This window comes from Micromonospora sp. NPDC005254 (assembly GCF_042872525.1).
In the GTDB taxonomy this organism is placed as follows: domain Bacteria; phylum Actinomycetota; class Actinomycetes; order Mycobacteriales; family Micromonosporaceae; genus Micromonospora.
This window is the reverse complement of record NZ_JBIAKM010000003.1, coordinates 398,697-416,751: the sequence shown is the minus strand read 5'-3', so window position 1 is coordinate 416,751 and position 18,055 is coordinate 398,697. Positions and strand designations below refer to the sequence as shown.

Below are 18,055 nucleotides of genomic sequence, written 5' to 3'. Positions count from 1 at the left end.
TCCCGGTCGGGACGGGTCGGGAATGCCGCGGTGTGGAGCACCGGGCCGGAGCTGTGCGGATTCCGCGGCTGCGGCCCGGTGCCTGCCACCCTAGGCGAACCCGATCAGGACCGCCAGGGTCAGATCAGCGTAGGTAGATGTTCGGGGTGGGTGGGCTGGCCATTCCGTCGCCGATGAAGAACCCCGGGTGTGGCGGCTGGTTGTAGGCGGTGTTCTGCCACGCGATCGCCACGCGGTACTGCGGATCGTGCATCAGGGTGTGGATCCGGATGCTGGTCGGAGTGGGCGTGCTGTAGATGCGCAGCGCCCGGCTGTCGGTGGTTCGCCAGATCACCTCCTCGCGCCAGTCGCCGAGGATGTCGCCGGAGAGCGCCGGCGTGGACTTGGTGCCGTTGTTGGACGCCACCTCATCGCCGGTGAGCAGCCGGGTCTCGCCGCTGGTGCCGTACTTGTCGATCTTCGTGCCGTCCAGCAGCTCGCGGACCGGGTCGCCGTCCCACCAGGCGAGGAAGTTCGTCGACGACGGCTTGCGCCCGACGTTCTGCCCGCGCGTGTTGGCCAGGCCGGACACGGCCGCCGACCACGACTCCGCGCCGGGGCTGCCCGCCCAGATGTCCGCGGAGACACCCCGGCCGTTGTCGCCGGAAGCCGGCGTGGACCACAGGATCTGACCGGTACGGGCGTCCGCGAACCAGGAGCTGGGCTTGCTCGCGTCCTCGTCGACCTTGAACACCTCCAGGCCGGCGCGGCCCGGGTCGAGGTCCCCGACGTGCAGGGCGTCGCCGTGCCCGTTGCCCGTCGAGTAGAGCAACCGACCGTTGTCGTCGATCGTGGCGGCGCCGTAGACGATCTCCTGGCGGCCGTCGGCGTCGACGTCGGCCACGGAGAGCTGGTGGTTGCCCTGACCCGCGGCGGCGCCGTTGCCGGAGGCGTTCGAGTCGAACGTCCAGCGCTTGGTCAGCGTGCCGTTGCGGAAGTCCCACGCCGCGATGACCGCCCGGGTGTAGTAGCCCCGGGCCATGATCAGCGAGGGACGCTGCCCGTCCAGGTAGGCGGTGCCGGCGAGGAACCGGTCCACCCGGTTGCCGTACGAGTCGCCCCAGGACGACACGGTGCCGCGCGGCGGGTCGTAGTTCACGGTGGATGCGATCGCGCCGGTCTGACCGTTGAACATGGTCAGGTACTCCGGGCCGGAGAGCACGTAGCCGCTGGAGTTGCGGTAGTCCGCCGACGACGAGCCGATGAGCTGGCCGGTGCCGGAGCGGGTGCCGTCGGCGGTCTTCATGGCCACCTCGGCGTGGCCGTCGCCGTCGTAGTCGTACACCTGGAACTGGGTGTAGTGGGCGCCGGCGCGGATGTTGCGGCCCAGGTCGATCCGCCACAACCGGGTGCCGGTCAGGGTGTACGCGTCGACGTAGACGTTGCCGGTGTAGCCGGACTGGGAGTTGTCCTTGGCGTTCGACGGATCCCACTTGAGCACGATCTCGTAGGTGCCGTCGCCGTTGAGGTCGCCGACGGAGGCGTCGTTGGCGCTGTAGGTGTAGCTCTCCCCGCTGGGGGTGGTCCCGCCGGCCGGCACCTGCAACGGCACGTCCAGGTAGCCGTTGGCGAACTGCAGGGCGGGCGCGGACGCCGCCTGCTCGGCGCCGCCCACCACGGCCCGCACGGTGTACGCCGACCCGGCCGCCGCGCCGCTGTCGAGGTAGCTGGTGGCGCCGGTGATCGGGCTGGCGTTGACCCTGGTCGAGCCCCGGTAGAGGTTGAACGTCACGCCGGAGGTCTCGGTGCCGAGCAGCCGCCAGGACAGCAGGTTGCCGCTGCCGGAGCGGACGCTGATCAACCCTCGGTCCAGGTTCTCCATCTGCTTCGCCCCGGCTCCAGGCGTGGTGGGTGGCGGCGTCGTCGGCGGCGCAGTGGTCGGCGGCGGCGTGGTGGGCGGTGGCGTCGTGGGCGGTGGCGTCGTGGGCGGTGGGGTGGTCGGGGGCGGGGTGGTCGGGCCGTCGGTGGCCGGCGCCCCGGTGCAGGTGACGCCGTTGAGCGCGAAGCTGGCCGGCACCGGGTTGCTGCTCGTCCACGAGGCGTTGAACCCGAACGAGGCGGTGCCGTTGGTGGCGAGGGCGCCGTTGTAGTCGACGTTGCGCGCGGTCACCTGGGCGCCGGACTGGGTGACGGTGGCGTTCCACGCCTGGGTGACCTGCTGGCCGGCGGCGTACGACCAGGTGAGGGCCCAGCCGTTGACCTCCTCGCCGAGGTTGGTGATGGTGACGTTGGCGCCGAAGCCGCCCTGCCACTGGTTGGTGACCTGGTAGTCGACGCGACAGCCGACGGCGGCGGCCGAGGCGACGACCGTGCCGACGGCGCCGGCCACGACGGCGGTGGCCGTCGACGCGGCCAGCAGGATCAGCCGTTGTCTGGACGGGTGCATGAACTGCCTCCGGAGGATCCGGTGATGACCGCTGTGGTCCACCTGCCCTGCCCGGGAAGCACGGTGAACGGCCCGCCGCCGCGGCGACGAACGGCGATCTGGTCGGGGTGAAACGCCCTGGAACTCGCGGATCCGGCTCAGCCGCATCGTAAGGCAAGCGCTTTCCGCTCCGCAATATCGACGGATGTCACACCCCGCCGTGAACCGTGTGCTCTTGCCCCGCGGTGGGATGCCTGATCAACTCGTACGGGTGAGCGCCCCGCACATGGACCCGGACGAGTTCCGCCGCGCCGGCCACGCCGTCGTCGACTGGATCGCCGACTACTGGACGACGCTGCACCAGCGGCCGGTCGCCCCGGCCGACCCACCCGGGACGGTGGCCAAGGCCCTGCCGAGCGTGCCGCCCACCACCGGCGGCGAGCCGGTCGAGGCGGTCCTCGCCGATCTGGACGCGATCGTCCTACCGGGGCTGACCCACTGGCAGCACCCGAGCTTCTTCGGTTACTTCCCCGCGAACACCTCCGGCCCGAGTCTGCTCGGCGACCTGGTCAGTTCGGGCCTCGGCGTGCAGGGCATGCTGTGGGCCAGCAGCCCGGCCTGCACCGAGCTGGAGACGGTCATGATGGACTGGCTGGCCCAGCTGCTCGACCTGCCGCAACGCTTCCGGTCGACCGGCGCCGGTGGCGGCGTCATCCAGGACTCGGCCTCCTCGGCGACCCTGGTGGCCACCCTCGCCGCGCTGCACCGCGCCAGCGCGGGTCGCTGGCGCGTCACCGGAATCGACCGGCGCTATCGCGCGTACACCTCCGTGCACGGGCACTCCTCGATCGAGAAGGCCGTGCGGATCGCCGGGTTGGGCGGCGACGGGATCCGGTCGATCGACGTGGACCCGGACACCCAGGCGCTGCGCCCCGACGCGCTGCGGGCCGCGATCGAGGCGGACCTGGCCGCCGGGGACGTACCCGCCATCGTGGTCGCCACCATCGGCACCACCTCCACCACCGCCGTCGATCCGCTGCCCGAGATCGGGGCGATCTGCGCCGAGTACGGGATCTGGCTGCACGTGGACGCGGCGTACGCGGGCGCCGCCGCCGTCTGCCCCGAGCTGCGCTGGTCGCACGCCGGTCTGGAGTACGCGGACTCCTACTGTTTCGACCCGCACAAGTGGCTGCTCACCGGCTTCGACTGCGACGCGTTCTGGGTGGCCGACCGCGCCGAACTGATCGAAGCGCTGACCGTGCTCCCGGAGTTCCTGCGCAACGCCGCCTCCGAATCCGGGGCGGTGATCGACTACCGGGACTGGCAGGTGCCCCTGGGCCGCCGCTTCCGGGCCCTGAAGCTGTGGTTCGTGCTGCGCTGGTACGGCGCCGAGGGGCTGCGGGCGCACATCCGCTCCGGCGTGGCGCTGGCCGCCCGGTTCGCCGACCGGGTCCGCGCGGACGACCGGTTCGAGCTGGCCGCGGCGCACCCGTTCTCGCTGGTCTGCTTCCGGCTGCGCGCCGACGACGACACCAACGCCGAGCTGCTGGCCCGGGTCAACGGCACCGGGCGGGCACACCTGACCCACACCCGCGTGGCCGGCCGCTACACGCTGCGGCTGGCCGTCGGCGCACCGCAGACCACCGAGGCACACGTCGACGAGGCGTGGACGTTGCTCGCCGGCGCGGCCGACGACCTCCCCACCCGCTGACCCTCGCCCGCCGGTCAGCGCGGGCTGGGCGTACCCGTTGTGGCCAGATCCGCCGGCACCACGTCGGCGGCGGAAGCGACGGCCGGGGCGGCGGGAGCGACGCTCGGGGCGGCGGGAGCGACGGTCGGGGCGGCGACGGTGGCGCGGGCGCGGCGGGCGCGGCGCAGGGCCCGCACGGCGAAGACCAGCGCGGTCAGCCAAGCGGCGGCCAGCAGGGCGTACAGGGTGGGGCGGAGCGGGCCGTCCAGCTCGGCGGACCGGATCAGGGTGCGGGCGTTGGTCAGCACGATCACGCCACCGACCGCCGCGCCCAGCAGTTGGGCGGGCACGATGCGCACCAGCCAGGCGGCCAGCGGGGCGGCGATGAGCCCGCCGATCAGCAGGGCCACGACGGTGGGGAGAAGGAACCCCTCCGTGCCCAGCCCGATCAGGAAACCGACGCTAGCGGCGCCGGCCACGACGAACTCGGCGGTGTCGACCGAGCCGATCACCTTGCGGGGCTCCATCCGACCGGAGACCAGCAGCGCCGGGGTGGCGACCGGGCCCCACCCGCCACCGCCGGTCGCGTCGACGAAGCCGGCGACCAGGCCCAGGGGGCCGAGGAAGCGTCCGCGCAGCCGTCCGCCGACCCGGCCGGTACTCAGCGGTCGGGCGAAGCGCAGCAGCAGGTACGCACCCAAAGTGAAGAGGATGGCGGCCATCCACGGCGCGGCCGACTCGGTGGAGATCGAGCTGAGCAGGGTGGCCCCGGCGAACGCGCCGATCGCGCCCGGCAGGGCGATGCGGGTCACCACCCGCCAGTCGACGTTGCCGAACCGCCAGTGCGCGACCCCGGCCGCGAGCGTGGTGCCGATCTCGGCCAGGTGCACCGACGCCGATGCGGCAGCGGGAGCGACCCCGACGACCAGCAGCAACGTGGACGAGGTCAACCCGTACGCCATACCGAGCGAACCATCGATCAACTGCGCGACGAGCCCGACCAGAGCGAGGACCAGCAGCTTGCGCACGAGCGCCCCCTGACTTTTCGGTATCTCCTATCAACTTGGTCGACAATGCGGCACGAGGCTGCCCGGGTCAAGCCCTCGACCGGGGGGTGGGACGCCACCGCGAGGCGCGGCCGGGCCGGACCGCCACGCGCCGTACCCCGGCAATGCGACGCATTCCCGCAGACCAACCGCCCGGACGCGCCCCCGCGGGGCGTCGCGACCGCGCACGCTCCTCCACCACGGCAAGATCTTGGACAGTTTCCGTTCGGCGCGGACGGAAACTGTCCAAGATCTCGCGGAAGCCGCGCCGCGGCGTCGCAGCGGGTATCAGGCCGGGCATCGGCCGGCGCTCAGATCCAGGCGCGCGGGCCGGCGACCAGCTCGGTGACGCGGGCCGGCAACGCGCCGGCTGCCAACTCAGATCCAGGCGCGCGCGCCGGCGACCAGCTCGGTGACGCGGGGCGGGCAGAGTGCCCGCTGCCAACTCAGATCCAGGCGCGCGGGTCGGCGACCAGCTCGGTGACGCGGGCCGGCAACGTGCCGGCGGCCACGTCGGCGACGCTGACCAGTTCGAGGATCTCCCGCTCGCTGGCGCGCAGCGCGATCCAGACCTCCTGCAGGGCACGGGCCGGGCCGTGGTAGCCGAGCTGTTCGGGGCGCTGCCCCCGGACGTGCGCGAGCGGCCCGTCGATCACCCGGATCACCTCCGCGAGGGAGATCTCCTCGGCCGGGCGGGCCAACCAGTAGCCGCCCTCCGGGCCGCGCTGGGCGTGCACGATGCCACCCCGACGCAGTTGCAGCAGGATGCTCTCCAGGAACTTCGGCGGGATCTCCTGCGCACGCGCGATCTGGTCGGCGGTGACCGGCCGGCCCCGCCCGGGGCCACTGGCCGTCGCGGCGAGCTCGGCGGCCGCGCGGAGGGCGTAGTCGACCCGGGCGGAGAGACGCATGCCGGCAAGGTTAGCCCGCAGGTCATCCGGCCGGGTCGGCGACCCTCGGCCGATCGGTCACGCATCGACGATTAGCCAATAACGTCGGACGCCGTGATCCACTAGCCGGTGGGGCCCGGAATGCTGATTCGGCGCGTCCTTATGCTGGGCGGGCGGTATTACTGCCGGACCGGTTACGGGGGCTCGGCAGGACATTGATAAACACCCGGCTCCACCCGGGGGGAAGGCAACACGATGACCGATGTCGCCACACGCACCTGGGATGGCATGACCATCCCGATCGCCGGCACCTATCGCCTCGATCAGGCGCACAAGCGGATCGGTTTCCTGTCCCGCCACATGATGGTGAGCCCGGTCCGCGGCGAGTTCGCCGAGGCGAGCGCGGAGATCTTCCTGGCGGAGGATCCGCTGCGCTCCAGCGTGACCGCCACCATCGCGGCGGCGAGCATCTCCACCGGGAGCGTCGACCGGGACACCCACCTGAAAAGCGCCGACTTCCTCGACGTGGAGCGTTATCCCACGCTCGAATATCGAAGCACGGGCATTAACTGGCAGAGCGACGAGGACCCGATTTTCCACTGGGCACGCCTGCGAAACCACCGATTCGGCGGACGAGGCAGAAGTCACAATCCCCCGCCGCAGTCCGAGCCCAATCGATTTGTGCTCACCGGCGAGTTGACGGTAAAGGGGATCACTCGCGCGGTGGACCTTCAGGTGAATTTCGGCGGCGCCCGTCGTGATCCGTACGGGCAGAACATCTTCGGATTCAGCGCGACCGCCGAGATCAACCGGGAGGACTACGGCCTGCTCTGGAATGTCGCGCTGGAGAGCGGCGGCGTTCTGGTCGGGAAGACCGTGCAGATCGAAATCGCCGGCGAGGCCATCCACGCGGCGTGACCGGGCCGACGGCCCGAGGGGGGCCGACGGCCCGAGGGCCGGCGGATCAGGCGCCGACGAATCAGGCGCCGACGAATCAGGCGCCGACGCGGCGCAGCAGACCCTCCTGCACGGCGCTGGCGATCTGCCGGCCGTCGGTGGTGAACATCCGGCCGGTGGCCAGCCCTCGCGCGCCGGACGCCGACGGGCTCCAGCAGTCGTAGAGGAACCACTCGTCGGCGCGGAACGGCCGGTGGAACCACAGCGCGTGGTCCAGGCTCGCGCCGACCACACCGCCCGGCCCCCACACCTCACCGTGCACGGAGAGCACCGAGTCGAGCAGGGTGAGATCCGAGGCGTACGTGAGCGCGCACGCGTGCAGCAGCGGGTCGTCGGGCAGCTTGCCGTCGATGCGCATCCAGACCCGCTGGTGCGGGTCGGCCGGCCGGTCGCCGGGGCGGACCCAGCCGGGCTCCCCCACGTAGCGCACGTCGATCGGGCGGGGGATCTGCCCCCAGATGCCCAGACGCTCCGGGTAGCGGGAGAGCCGGTCGGACATCGTCGGCACGTCCTGCGGGGCAGGTACGTCCGGCGGCGCGGGGGCCTGGTGGTCCAACCCCTCCTCGGCCCGCTGGAACGACGCCGACATGAAGAAGATCGGCTTGTCGTGCTGGAGGGCGACCGCCCGGCGCACCGAGAAGGACCGGCCGTCGCGGATGTTCTCCACCTGGTACTCGATCGGCTCGACCGGGTCGCCGGGGCGGACGAAGTAGCCGTGCAGCGAGTGCACGAACCGCTCCGGGTCCACCGTGCGGCCGGCGGCGACCAGCGCCTGACCGGCAACCTGGCCGCCGTACACCCGTTGTGGGCCGACCGGGGGGCTCATCCCCCGGAAGGTCATCTCCCCGGTCGGGTCGAGGTCCAGCACTTCCAGCAGCTGGTCGACCGCTGCCTGGCCGACCGCGACCCGACCGTCGCTCACTGCAGCGCCCGCGCCGACGCCGCGTCGACTAGCGAGCCGAGCTGGTGGACGCGCAGAGTGTTGGTCGAGCCGGGGGTGCCGGGCGGGCTGCCCGCCACGATCACCACGTAGTCACCCGGGTTGGCCCGGTCGAGGCCGAGCAGCGCCTGGTCGACCTGGCGGAACATGTCGTCGGTGTGCTGCACGAACGGCATGAGGAAGGTCTCCACGCCCCAGGTCAGGGCGAGCTGGTCACGCACCTCGGGGACCGGGGTGAACGCCAGCAGCGGCAGGTCGCAGTGCAGGCGGGAGAGCCGCCGGACGGTGTCGCCGGTCTGCGAGAAGGCGACCAGCGCCTTGGCGTTGATGGCCCGGGCGATCGACGAGGCGGCCACGGTGAGCGCGCCGCCGTGGGTACGCGGGTCGTGCTGCAACCGCGGCACGCCGATCGAGCCGGCCTCGGTGGTCGTCACGATCTTGGCCATGGTGCTGACGGTGAGCACCGGATACTTGCCGACGCTGGTCTCGCCGGAGAGCATCACCGCGTCCGCGCCGTCGAGCACCGCGTTGGCCACGTCGGAGGCCTCCGCCCGGGTGGGGCGGGAATTCTCGATCATGGAGTCGAGCATCTGGGTGGCCACGATGACCGGCTTGGCGTTCTCCCGGCACAGCTGCACGGCCCGCTTCTGCACCAGCGGGACCTCGTCCAGCGGCATCTCCACGCCGAGGTCGCCACGGGCGACCATGACGCCGTCGAAGGCCAGCACGATGGCCTCCAGGTGATCCACGGCCTCCGGCTTCTCGACCTTGGCCAGCACCGGCCGGAACACGCCCTCCTCGGCCATGATGTTGTGGACGAGCTTGATGTCCTCGGCCGAGCGCACGAAGGACAGCGCGACCAGGTCGACGCCGAGCCCCAGGGAGAAGCGCAGGTCCTCGGCGTCCTTGTCCGACATGGCGGGCACGCTGACCGCCACGTTGGGCAGCGACACGCCCTTGTTGTTGGAGACCGGGCCGCCCTCGGTGACCAGGCAGCGGATGTCGTTGCCGGTGACGTCGGTGACCTCCACGGCGACCCGACCGTCGTCGATCAGCAGGCGGTCACCGGGCTTCACCTCCTGCGGCAGCTTGCGGTAGGTGCAGGAGACCCGCTCCTTGCTGCCGAGGATGTCGTCACCGGTGATCACGACGGAGTCGCCGGTGCGCCACTCGTGCGGGCCGTCGGCGAACCGGCCCAGCCGGATCTTGGGCCCCTGCAGGTCGGCGAGGACGGCTACCGGCTTGCCGGACGCCTCGGACGCCTCCCGGACCAGTCGGTAGACCGCCTCGTGGTCGGCGTGGCTGCCGTGGCTGAAGTTGAGCCTCGCCACGTTCATACCGGCCTCGACGAGGCCCCGGATGCGCTCCGGGGACGAGGTGGCGGGACCAAGAGTGCAGACGATCTTCGCGCGGCGTGTCACGCCCATCAGGCTAGTCTCTCCTTCAGGTCGGACTCGGGGCCGACCCCTTGCAGGCAGCGGAACAGGTGTCCAACAACGCGCGGTGCGCGTCGGACCGGCGGGCGGAGCCGCACCGGGAACGTTGTGGCGACGGGCAACGGCGACCGCGCGCCGGGAATCGTACGCCTGTCGCGGCGGGCGGTGTCGGGGCGCTCCCGGCGCACGCTCACTCCGGGTGCTCCGACGGGGGCAGCGTGGGCACGGCGGTGAGCAGGTCACGAGGGTCGTAGTGCCGCTTGGCCCGGCGCAGACGCGACCAGTTCGCGCCGTACGCCAGCCGGACCCGTTCGGTCTCGGTCGGGGCGAGCAGGTTCGGATAGCCCCCGGGCAGGGCGAGCGGGGCGAGCGCCGCCGACGTCTGCTCGGCCCACGCGAGGTGCGGTGCGGCCTCCCCGCCGGGCGCCCACACCGCGATGATCTCGGTCAGCAGGTGCTCGGCGCGCAGACCGAACGCCGTGTCGCCGAGCCGGACCCGGGTGGCCGCGCCGTGGAAGTGGTGCAGGGCCAGCGCGGAGAACGGCGAAGTGACCTGCCGGGCGGCGTCGACCAGCGCGTCCACCGCGCCGTCGGCGAGCGGTGGCAGCCAGCGGGTACGCAGCAGGTAGTGGTTTCCGTCGACCATCCCGCCGTCGAACATCCGCAACGCGTCCGCGTACGGCAGCGGGTCGACCTGGTCGACCAACGGGGTGCCCAGCGCCCGCAGCCGGTCCAGCCACGGGCGGCCGGCGTCCAGGTCCGGGCCGCTGTAGAAGGGGCACACGAAGACCACCGGTTCGCCGGCCGGGCCGGGCAGGAACCCGGCCATGACGGTCAACTCGTCCGGGGCGTCGGCGAGCAGCGCCGCGTAGCCGCGCAGCACGGCCGGCGCCTCGGCCAGCGCGAACATGATCATGCCAGCGAGCACGGCGGGCAGCGGGTGCGCCCGGTACCGCAGCTCGGTGACCACGCCGACGTTGCCACCGCCGCCGCGCAGCGCCCAGTACAACTCCGCGTCGTGGCGTGGGTCGGCGGTGACCCGACGACCGTCGGCGAGGACGACCTCCGCGCCGAGCAGGTTGTCCAGGGCCAGGCCGAACCGCCCGCAGAGCGGGCCGTACCCGCCGGCCAGGGTCAGCCCGGCCATGCCCACGTCGCGGACCACACCCGTGGGCACCACCAGGTCGTACGGGGCGGCGGCGGCGAGCAGGTCGGCGGCGCTGGCACCGCCGGCCACCGTCACCGTGCCCCGGTCCGGATCGACCCGGACGGTACGCAGGCCGGTCAGGTCGAGAACCAGGCCACCGTCGCGCAATGCCCGGCCGGCCCAGTCGTGCCCGCCGGAGCGGACCGACACCGGCAGGTGACACCGGGCGGCGACACGGATCGCCGCGGCCACCTCGTCGGCGTCCAGGCAGTGGGCGACCAGGGCGGGCGTACGGTCGACGGCGGCGTTCCACAGGCGGGTGGCGGTGTCGAACCCGGGTTCGCCCGGCTCGTGGACGCGGTCACCGAGCAGGGCACGCAGCCGCGCGGCGGCGGACGCGACATCGGGGGTGGCGGCGGAGCTCATGGCGTCTCCTCGACCGGGCCCGGCCGATGACGCCGGGTGCGCCCCGACCGCGATCCTCGGTGCGCGCGACCGTAGCACCGGCGGACGCCGCAACGCCGTCACCATCACGACACCTGTCGCTGGACCGACCGTCAGCTCTGGGCCTTGACCAGCGGAAACTCCAACGAGCCGGCCGGGCAGAGGAAGGTCAACACGTCCACCCGGTAGAGGCCGGCCTGCACCGCGGGGTCGGCCTCCAGCACGCTGCGCACGTCGTCGACGCTGCCGGTGCGGGCCAGCCCGAAGCCGATCGGCGGCTCCGGCGTACGGGCCGGGCCGTCCACCGAGCCCGCGACCAGGATGATTCCGCTGCGCTGCAACGCCTGCATGTGCTCGGTGTGCTCGGCCTGCAACCGCTGCACGGTCTCCGGGGGCAGGGCCCGTCCGGCCGCGCCGGGATAGATCACGATGCACTCGTACGTGTCGAGCGCGAAGTCGACCTGCGGCACTCCCGCCATGGTGCTCCCTCCGCCGTCGCGCCGGCACGCACCGGCCCGGCCGCCCGAGCCGGCGTCACCGGCACGCGCCCAGCGTCGCACGCCGACGACGGCGGTACCGGTCGCTCCGCGCAACTGCCCCCCGGTCAGTCCACGGGTCGACGGTGCCACGGCCACGGTCGGTGGTGGCGTGGCCGGGCGGCAGTCCGCCGCCCCGCCTGCCGGAATCCCCGGCCGGCGGCGACCCGGCACGTCGGTCGGCGCGGGTGCCGACACCGACTACGGTGGACGGTCCGGGTGTCGGTGGTGGGAGGTCGGGATGCGCGACGACGAGCCGGTGTCGAGCCCACTGTCGTACGCCGAGGTGACCGACGAGGCGTACGCCACGCAGGCCGCGGCGGGCTTCCGGCCGCAGGAATTCGAGTTCGCGGTGGTGCTCAGTGGGCGGTGCCCCCGGTGCGGCCACCCGAGCACCACGACGCTCGTCGACGAGGTGTACCGCAAGGACGCCGGGGCCCCGGATCCCGGTTACCGGACGCTGCTGTGCGAGTGCGAGGCCGAGCACCCGGGGCGTCCCGCCGGGATGCGCGGCTGTGGGGCGTACTGGACGCTGTGGCTGGAGGTCGAGGCGTGATCCGGCTTCGCCCGGGGCCGCCCGCGACCGTCGCCGACCTGCACCGCGCGCAGCAGCTGGCCGGCCTGCTGCGCGGCGAGCTGGAGCGCGTCCGCGCGGCGGCGGTGGCCTGGCGCAACGGGCTGGGTGGCCTGCTGGTGGCGCTGGTCGGGTTCAGCCTGATCCGGGGTCGCACCGACGTGACCACGCTCGCGGCGGGCTGGGGCGCGCTGGTCGGGGTCCTGCTGCTCGCCGCGCTGGCCGCGGGCGTGGCCGGGGCGCTCGCGCTGCTCCGCGCGGCGCACGGCCGGTTGACGGTGACCCCGGTGGCGGCTCTGCCGCCGGCCCCGCTCGGCGACCACCTGGAGGCCCTGGCGGCGGTCCGGTCCCTGCGGACCGGAGTGGGGCTGGTGCTGCTCTGCACCGCGTTGCTGGTCGCGGCCGTCGGCGTGACCTGGTACGCCCCCGCCCGCCCCGCCTCCCCGGCCGTCAGCTCCCCGGCCATCAGCTCCCCGGCGTCGACTCGCTAGCGCGCGGTCTGCCCAGCGCCCCGGGCCTGGCGGTCCGGCGGCGGATGGGTCGGCGGGCAGCGCTTCGGCGGTCAGCGGCACGGCATCCGCAGTCGCCACCCTGCCCGCGTGTCGCCCCGAGCCCGCCCGTCGAGCGCGGCGTGCGCCTGCGCGGACGCCATCGAGCAGGTCGGGCGGCCGTCAGGGGCCGAGGTGGGCGTAGCCGGCCCAGGTGTCCGGGTGATCCGGCAGGTCATCGCGGAGGTGGCGGACCGCCGCGTGCAGGGCCACGGCCGCGCGGTCCGGCGCGATCCCTCCGGGCACTGACAATCCGTCGTAGAGGTCCTTGCAGAGCCGCACGGTCAGCGTGTCCGAGATGGACCACAGCGCGCCGATGACGTGCCGGAAGCCGACCAGTTGAAAGGCCGTACCGAGCGTGAGCGCCTCGTCGGGCAGGGCCGCCCCGCCGCGTACCGTCTCGCAGGCCGAGAGCACCGCCAGCGCCGCCGGGTTGCCGGCCGGCCGCCACAGGTCCCGAACGTGCAGCGCGCCGCCGGCCAGCTCCAGACGACCCCAGGCCGGGGCGCGCAGGTCCTGCGTGCCGTGACAGGACAGGTGGGCGACCGGCTGGTCGGGCAGGGCGCCGAGCACGGCCGCCGGGGTGGCCACCGGGCCGAGCAGTGAGCGGACCCGCGGCACGTGCTGACGGACGATCGCCTCCTCCCGCGCGACGCCGGGCAGGTCGGCGAGGCCGGGCGTCTGGGGCATGCCGACGAACACCGCCGAGTCGACCGGTTCGGGCCGGGCCGGGACGCCCCGGCGCGCGTGCGCCAGCGCCCGCAGCGACGCCGTGTACGACGGGACCACCCGGTCCAGCACCCCGTCGCCACCCTCGATCGGACCGGCCGCGTGCAGCGGCAGCAGGGTGAGCACCCCGGTGGGACACCACCACAACCGAGGCCACTCCCCCACCGACCCGCCCACGCCGGACCACGGCACGGCGGGCGGTTCGGCGTCCGCCGACGGCGGGGTGGACGGTTCGGCGTCCGCCGACGGCGGGGCGGGGAGAGGCCAGTCGAGTACGGGTGCGGCGACGACCCGCCACAGCCAGTCCAGTGTCTGGGCGACCTCGGCGCGGGCCGCCGATCGACGACGCTGCACCTGCGGCTGCGGGACGTCCGGCGCCGCCGGCCCGGTGAGCACCGCGATCGCGGCCAGGAAGCTCGCCGTCCGGACGACCAGCTCGTCCAGGGTCAGCTCCGGCAGCGGCACCACGCTGACCCGGCCCTTGGCGACGACCAGCGCGTCGCAGCGCCGGGCAGCCACGTTGACCAGCACCACCGGACCGTCGGCGGCGGCCCGGGCCAGCTCGTCGAAGGGCGGTGGACGGAGGAAGTCGGCGAAGCCGGGCCGGTCGCGGATCTCGGTCAGCAGCTGGCGACGGCGGGTGGCGAGGTCGTACCGCTGCTCCGGGGTCGGTCCGGCGGTCGCTGTCAGCCCAGCCGCCGATGCCACCCCGGCCGGCGCGGGGAAGTCGTCGAGGGCGTCCTGGAGTTCGGCGAGGCGGGCGGCCAGCCGGGGGGCCTGCGCGCGCAGCGCGGCCAGGTCGGCGCCCGCGTCGTGGGCGCGGGTGAGCAGGACCCCGCGGCCGTACTCCAGCAGCTCGACCGCGCGCTCCGGGTTGTCGAGGGCGACGGCGACCGCCGCGGCGTCGCTGGCCAGCCCGGGGAAACGCCCGAGCAGGCGGGTCTGGTCGTCGGGGTCCATGCCGTGCCAGGCCACCAGATCGATCAGCTCGATCGCGGTGGCGTACCCGTCGAGCGCGGCCGGAAGGTCGCCGGCCTGGGCGACGTGCGCCGCGTACCTGCTGGCGGCCACCGCCCGCAACAGCGACGGGGCGGACTCGACGTCGGCGGCGGCGCGCAGCGCGGCCGCCGCCTCGGCGAGCGCGGCGGAGCCGCCCACACCGGCGGTCGCCGTCGCGGCGGAGCCGGGGTCGGAGGTGGCGGCGTCGGCCACCGCCTCCAGGGCGGTGGCGAGATTGCTCAGACACATGGTGCGCGCCGGGTGCTCGGGGGTCAGCTCGTCGACCGCTGCACGGTACGCGGCCAGCATCGCGGTGGCGGTGGCATCGGCGTGACCGGCGCGGTAGCGCAGCAGCAGGGCGTTGGCGAGGTTGGTGAGGATCCGGTAGCGGTCCGCGCCGAGCGACTGTCGCTCGCTCAGTCGCCGGAGCAGTCGAATCGCCGTGTCGAGCGCCGGCAGGTCGCCGTGCAGGCGGTGCCGCAGCAGGTGGGCCAGCGCGTGGGTGCCGAGCGTCTGGGCGTACTCGCTGGGGGTGGCCTCCTGTTCGGCCAGCTGGGCGGCCTCGCGCAGGGCGGCCACCGCGGCGTCGGAGTCCCGGGCGACGCCGGCCGCGACCTGATCGGCGGGCTCGCCGCCGGCGGGCAGCGCGCCGTCGAGGAAGAGTTCGACCCGGCGGTTCAGGGCGGCCCCGTAGTTGGTCAGCGCCGGCAACCGGTCCGGGTGCCCGGGTGGCGTCGTGTCGATCACCTGCGCCAGCACCTGGATCGCCTCGGTCAGGGTCGCCAGGTCCTGGGTCGAGGCGAACAGCGCCTGCAGCACCAGGCCCAGGTTCGAGCGGTACCGGGGCAGGGACGCGGCGTCCGGCCCGGCGGCGGCCACGGCCGAGCGCAGCGCGACCGCGGCCGGCTCCAGCAGCGCCGGCTCTCCGGCCAGGTCGGAGAGTTCGCGCAGGGTGTTGCCGAGGTTGTTGAGCACGTGGTGACGCAGCGGGTCGGTACGGGGAAGCAGGCGTTCCGCCTCGGTCAGCGCGTCCCGTGCGGCGCGCAGCGCGCTCACCCCGCCGAGGTCGGCGTGGCCGAGCGCGAGCGCGTAGCCGAGGTCGGCGAGCCGACGCGCCCGTTGGCCGGAGTCCCGGGCGGCGGCCACGCCGGGGCGCAGCACCCGTACCGCCTCGGTGACGTCGTCGGCCCGCTGCCGCAACTCGTACCGTGTCGCCAGCAGACCGGCCATGGCGTGGCGCAGCTCCTCGCGATCCGTCCCGCCGGGTGTCGCTCCGGAACCGGCGGCGGCCCGGTACGCGTCGATCGCCGCGTCGAGGTCGACCGGATCGGCGACGGCCTGGTGCCGGTCCGCGAGCAGGGTGGCGAGCCCGACCTGCGCGGTGCCGGCCAGCTCCGGGTCGAGCCCGCCGAACCCGGTCAGCGCCGACCGGTACGCCTCGATCGCGGAGTCCCGGTCGGCGGGCGTCCGGTCGCGCAGGAACCGCTCGGCGAGCGCCGCGCCGTGCAGCGCGGCGACCCGGGGATCGGCACTGCCCCGAGCCCCGGCGAAGGCGTCGATCGCCTCGTCGAGGTCACCCGGGCGCCGGTGCAGCCGCCACCGGTCGCGCAGCCGCTGGCCGAGGTTCATCCGCGCCATCGTGCGCACCGGCGTGCCCGTCGCGGCGGCCCGGACCGCGTCGCGCAGCACCGTGATCGACTCGTCCAGCGCGGCCGGGTCGCGGTCGACCTCGTACGTGTCGCCCAGGACGTTGCCGAGGTTGAACAGCCGCACGGGACGTTCCGGGTCCCCGAGGCCGGTGGCCTCCAGGCTCTCCCGGTGCGCCGTCACGGCCGCCGGGAGGGCCCTTCGTCGGCCGAGGTGCTGGAACTGGTCACGGTGGACCCTGCCGAGGGCGGACAGGTAGTGCAGCCGCTCCGGCGCACCGGCCGGCGTACCGTCGAGGGCCTGGCGCAGCAGCGATTCGGCCCGGTCGGCCGCCCGGTAGTCGCGGCTGGTCTCCGCGGCGGCCATCAGCATGACGGCCTCGACGTAGCGGGCGCCGGCGGCGTCGGCACCCGACCCGGCCGACCGCGGGCCGGACCGGGTCGGCGGCGCGTCGGCGTGTGGGCCGCCGCCGCTTGGCGGTCGGTGCGCGTGCAGCAGGGCCAGCATTGCCGGCGACACCCGCTGCGGGGCGCAGCGCAGCAGGAACTGGGTGAGCCCGAGCGCCTGGCCGAGGTCGTCGGCGTCCTCGCCCGGGGGCAGCAGTTGGTATCGGTACCAGTGCAGGCAGGCCAGGAGGAACACACCCTCGGCGACCCGCTCGGGCAGCGGCCCGTCCGTGGGCGTCGCGGTCACCAGGTCGACGACGGCCTCGGCGTCGCGGAACGCGCCGGAGTCGAGGACCGCCCGGTGGTCGCGGGTGGTGTCGAAGCGGTCCAGCCGCTCCCGCAGCCGACCGACCGGGTCGGGTCTGAACCGTCGCCACATCGCGCCTCCCCCGGCCGGCCGCACCGACTCGGATCAGGCGTAGCAGACCGGACAGGACGGGCGCTAGCGGCAGGACGACAGTGATCGCATGCTGCCGTGTCGGCGCACACAATCGGGCGAGCGGCGGCATGATGGCCGGCTCCCGGGGGATGATCACGAGGTGGTGGGTTGTCTGTCTTGCCCGCCGCGACGAAGACGATTGGGGATGCGCGTATGGCCACCGACATCAGCAAGCAGCCCGCGAAGGCGTCCGGTACGTACCGGATCGGGGGCGACGTCACGGTCAACCGGCTCGGTTACGGGGCGATGCAGATCACCGGGCCGGGTGTGTGGGGTGATCCGAAGGACCCGGCCGAGGCGCTGCGGGTGCTGCGCCGGGCGGTCGAGCTGGGCGTGACGTTCATCGACACCGCCGACTCGTACGGCCCGTTCGTGTCCGAGCTGCTGATCCGCGAGGCTCTGCACCCGTACGCCGACGACCTGGTCATCGCGACCAAGGCCGGGTTGACCCGCTCCGGCCCGGGCGACTGGCGTCCGGTGGGCCGGCCGGAGTACCTGCGTCAGCAGTGTGAGCTGAGCCTGCGTCACCTGGGTCTGGACAGCATCCCGCTCTACCAGCTGCACCGGATCGACCCGCAGGTGCCGCTGGCCGACCAGTTGGGTGAGCTGGCCCTGTTGCAGCAGGAGGGCAAGATCCGCCACATCGGGCTGTCCGAGGTGAGCGTCGAGCAGATTGAGCAGGCCCGCGCGATCACCACGATCGCCTCGGTGCAGAACCTCTACAACCTCGCCAACCGCAGCGCCGAGGACGTCCTGGAGTACTGCGAGCGCAACGACCTCGCGTTCATCCCGTGGTTCCCGATCGCCACCGGCGAGCTGGCCCGGCCGGGCGGCCCGCTGGACGCGATCTCCACCGAGCACGGCGCGACGCCCGCGCAGCTCGCGCTGGCCTGGCTGCTGCGCCGCTCGCCGGTGATGCTGCCGATCCCCGGCACGTCCTCGGTGGCGCACCTGGAGGAGAACGTGGCCGCGGCCGACGTGCGGCTCACCGACGACGAGTTCGAGGCGCTGACCAAGGCGAGCTGACCAAGGCGAGCTGAGCGAGGCGAGCTGAGCGAGGCGAGCTGAGCGAGGCCGTGGGGGGGGGGGGCGGGGGGGGCCGCCCCCCCCCCCCACCGGGGGGGGGGGGGGCCGGGCCCCCCGCGCGCGCGGAACGCGCCGCCCCCACGCGGGGTTAGCGGGG

Annotated in this window: 13 protein-coding genes; 5 read left to right on the top strand and 8 right to left on the bottom strand. The window is 73.8% G+C overall.

All coding sequences use genetic code 11. The features are described 5' to 3' along the window. Nucleotides 1-124: 124 nt before the first annotated feature. Nucleotides 125-2,425: a cellulose binding domain-containing protein gene (locus tag ACFYPR_RS11615; RefSeq protein ID WP_387259707.1), complete on the bottom strand. Its 2,301-nt coding sequence runs from the start codon at nt 2,423-2,425 to the stop codon at nt 125-127. 250 nt (nt 2,426-2,675) lie between these two features. Here ACFYPR_RS11615 and ACFYPR_RS11610 point away from each other — a divergent pair, with 250 nt between their 5' ends. Further along, nucleotides 2,676-4,115 carry a pyridoxal-dependent decarboxylase gene (locus tag ACFYPR_RS11610; RefSeq protein WP_387259704.1) on the top strand — a complete coding sequence of 480 codons (1,440 nt, stop codon included), beginning with the start codon at nt 2,676-2,678 and terminating at the stop codon, nt 4,113-4,115. Between the two features lie 14 nt (nt 4,116-4,129). Here the strand turns inward: ACFYPR_RS11610 and ACFYPR_RS11605 are convergent, their stop codons facing one another. Then, the gene (locus ACFYPR_RS11605) at nt 4,130-5,122 is read right to left on the bottom strand and encodes a sulfite exporter TauE/SafE family protein (protein ID WP_387259702.1); all 993 of its coding nucleotides are present in this window, start codon (nt 5,120-5,122) and stop codon (nt 4,130-4,132) included. 464 nt (nt 5,123-5,586) lie between these two features. Further along, entirely contained in the window at nt 5,587-6,051 is a 465-nt protein-coding gene (locus ACFYPR_RS11600) for an Rrf2 family transcriptional regulator (protein WP_238647043.1), read from the bottom strand. 234 nt (nt 6,052-6,285) lie between these two features. Here ACFYPR_RS11600 and ACFYPR_RS11595 point away from each other — a divergent pair, with 234 nt between their 5' ends. Then, on the top strand, nt 6,286-6,948 hold the full coding sequence (locus ACFYPR_RS11595; RefSeq protein WP_354863371.1) for a YceI family protein: 663 nt from the start codon (nt 6,286-6,288) through the stop codon (nt 6,946-6,948). A gap of 76 nt (nt 6,949-7,024) precedes the next feature. Here ACFYPR_RS11595 and ACFYPR_RS11590 read toward each other — a convergent pair whose 3' ends face one another. The 4 genes from ACFYPR_RS11590 to ACFYPR_RS11575 all read right to left on the bottom strand — a co-directional run bounded on the left by ACFYPR_RS11590 (nt 7,025) and on the right by ACFYPR_RS11575 (nt 11,433). Next, complete coding sequence (locus tag ACFYPR_RS11590; RefSeq protein WP_354862521.1) at nt 7,025-7,909, bottom strand: acyl-CoA thioesterase II; 885 nt, start codon at nt 7,907-7,909, stop codon at nt 7,025-7,027. Beyond that, nucleotides 7,906-9,354 carry a pyruvate kinase gene (gene pyk, locus ACFYPR_RS11585; protein WP_354862523.1) on the bottom strand — a complete coding sequence of 483 codons (1,449 nt, stop codon included), beginning with the start codon at nt 9,352-9,354 and terminating at the stop codon, nt 7,906-7,908. Before pyk ends, ACFYPR_RS11590 begins: the two co-directional genes overlap by 4 nt. 199 nt (nt 9,355-9,553) lie before the next feature. After that, on the bottom strand, nt 9,554-10,936 hold the full coding sequence (locus ACFYPR_RS11580) for an FAD-binding oxidoreductase (RefSeq protein WP_387186192.1): 1,383 nt from the start codon (nt 10,934-10,936) through the stop codon (nt 9,554-9,556). 131 nt (nt 10,937-11,067) lie between these two features. Further along, entirely contained in the window at nt 11,068-11,433 is a 366-nt protein-coding gene (locus ACFYPR_RS11575) for a YciI family protein (RefSeq protein ID WP_354862527.1), read from the bottom strand. A 298-nt stretch (nt 11,434-11,731) separates the two neighbouring features. On the opposite strand from ACFYPR_RS11575, the gene ACFYPR_RS11570 reads away from it, so the two are divergent. After that, nucleotides 11,732-12,046 (top strand): hypothetical protein, encoded by a 315-nt coding sequence (locus tag ACFYPR_RS11570; RefSeq protein WP_355068174.1) that lies wholly within the window; start codon nt 11,732-11,734, stop codon nt 12,044-12,046. After that, a complete protein-coding gene (locus ACFYPR_RS11565) occupies nt 12,043-12,555 on the top strand; it encodes a hypothetical protein (RefSeq protein WP_387186195.1) in 513 nt (170 codons plus the stop codon). Before ACFYPR_RS11570 ends, ACFYPR_RS11565 begins: the two co-directional genes overlap by 4 nt. A 180-nt stretch (nt 12,556-12,735) precedes the next feature. On the opposite strand, the gene ACFYPR_RS11560 is transcribed toward ACFYPR_RS11565, so the two are convergent. Beyond that, entirely contained in the window at nt 12,736-16,812 is a 4,077-nt protein-coding gene (locus ACFYPR_RS11560) for a CHAT domain-containing protein (protein WP_387259699.1), read from the bottom strand. Between the two features lie 213 nt (nt 16,813-17,025). On the opposite strand from ACFYPR_RS11560, the gene ACFYPR_RS11555 reads away from it, so the two are divergent. After that, entirely contained in the window at nt 17,026-17,898 is an 873-nt protein-coding gene (locus ACFYPR_RS11555) for an aldo/keto reductase (protein WP_354862534.1), read from the top strand. Nucleotides 17,899-18,055: the final 157 nt, after the last annotated feature.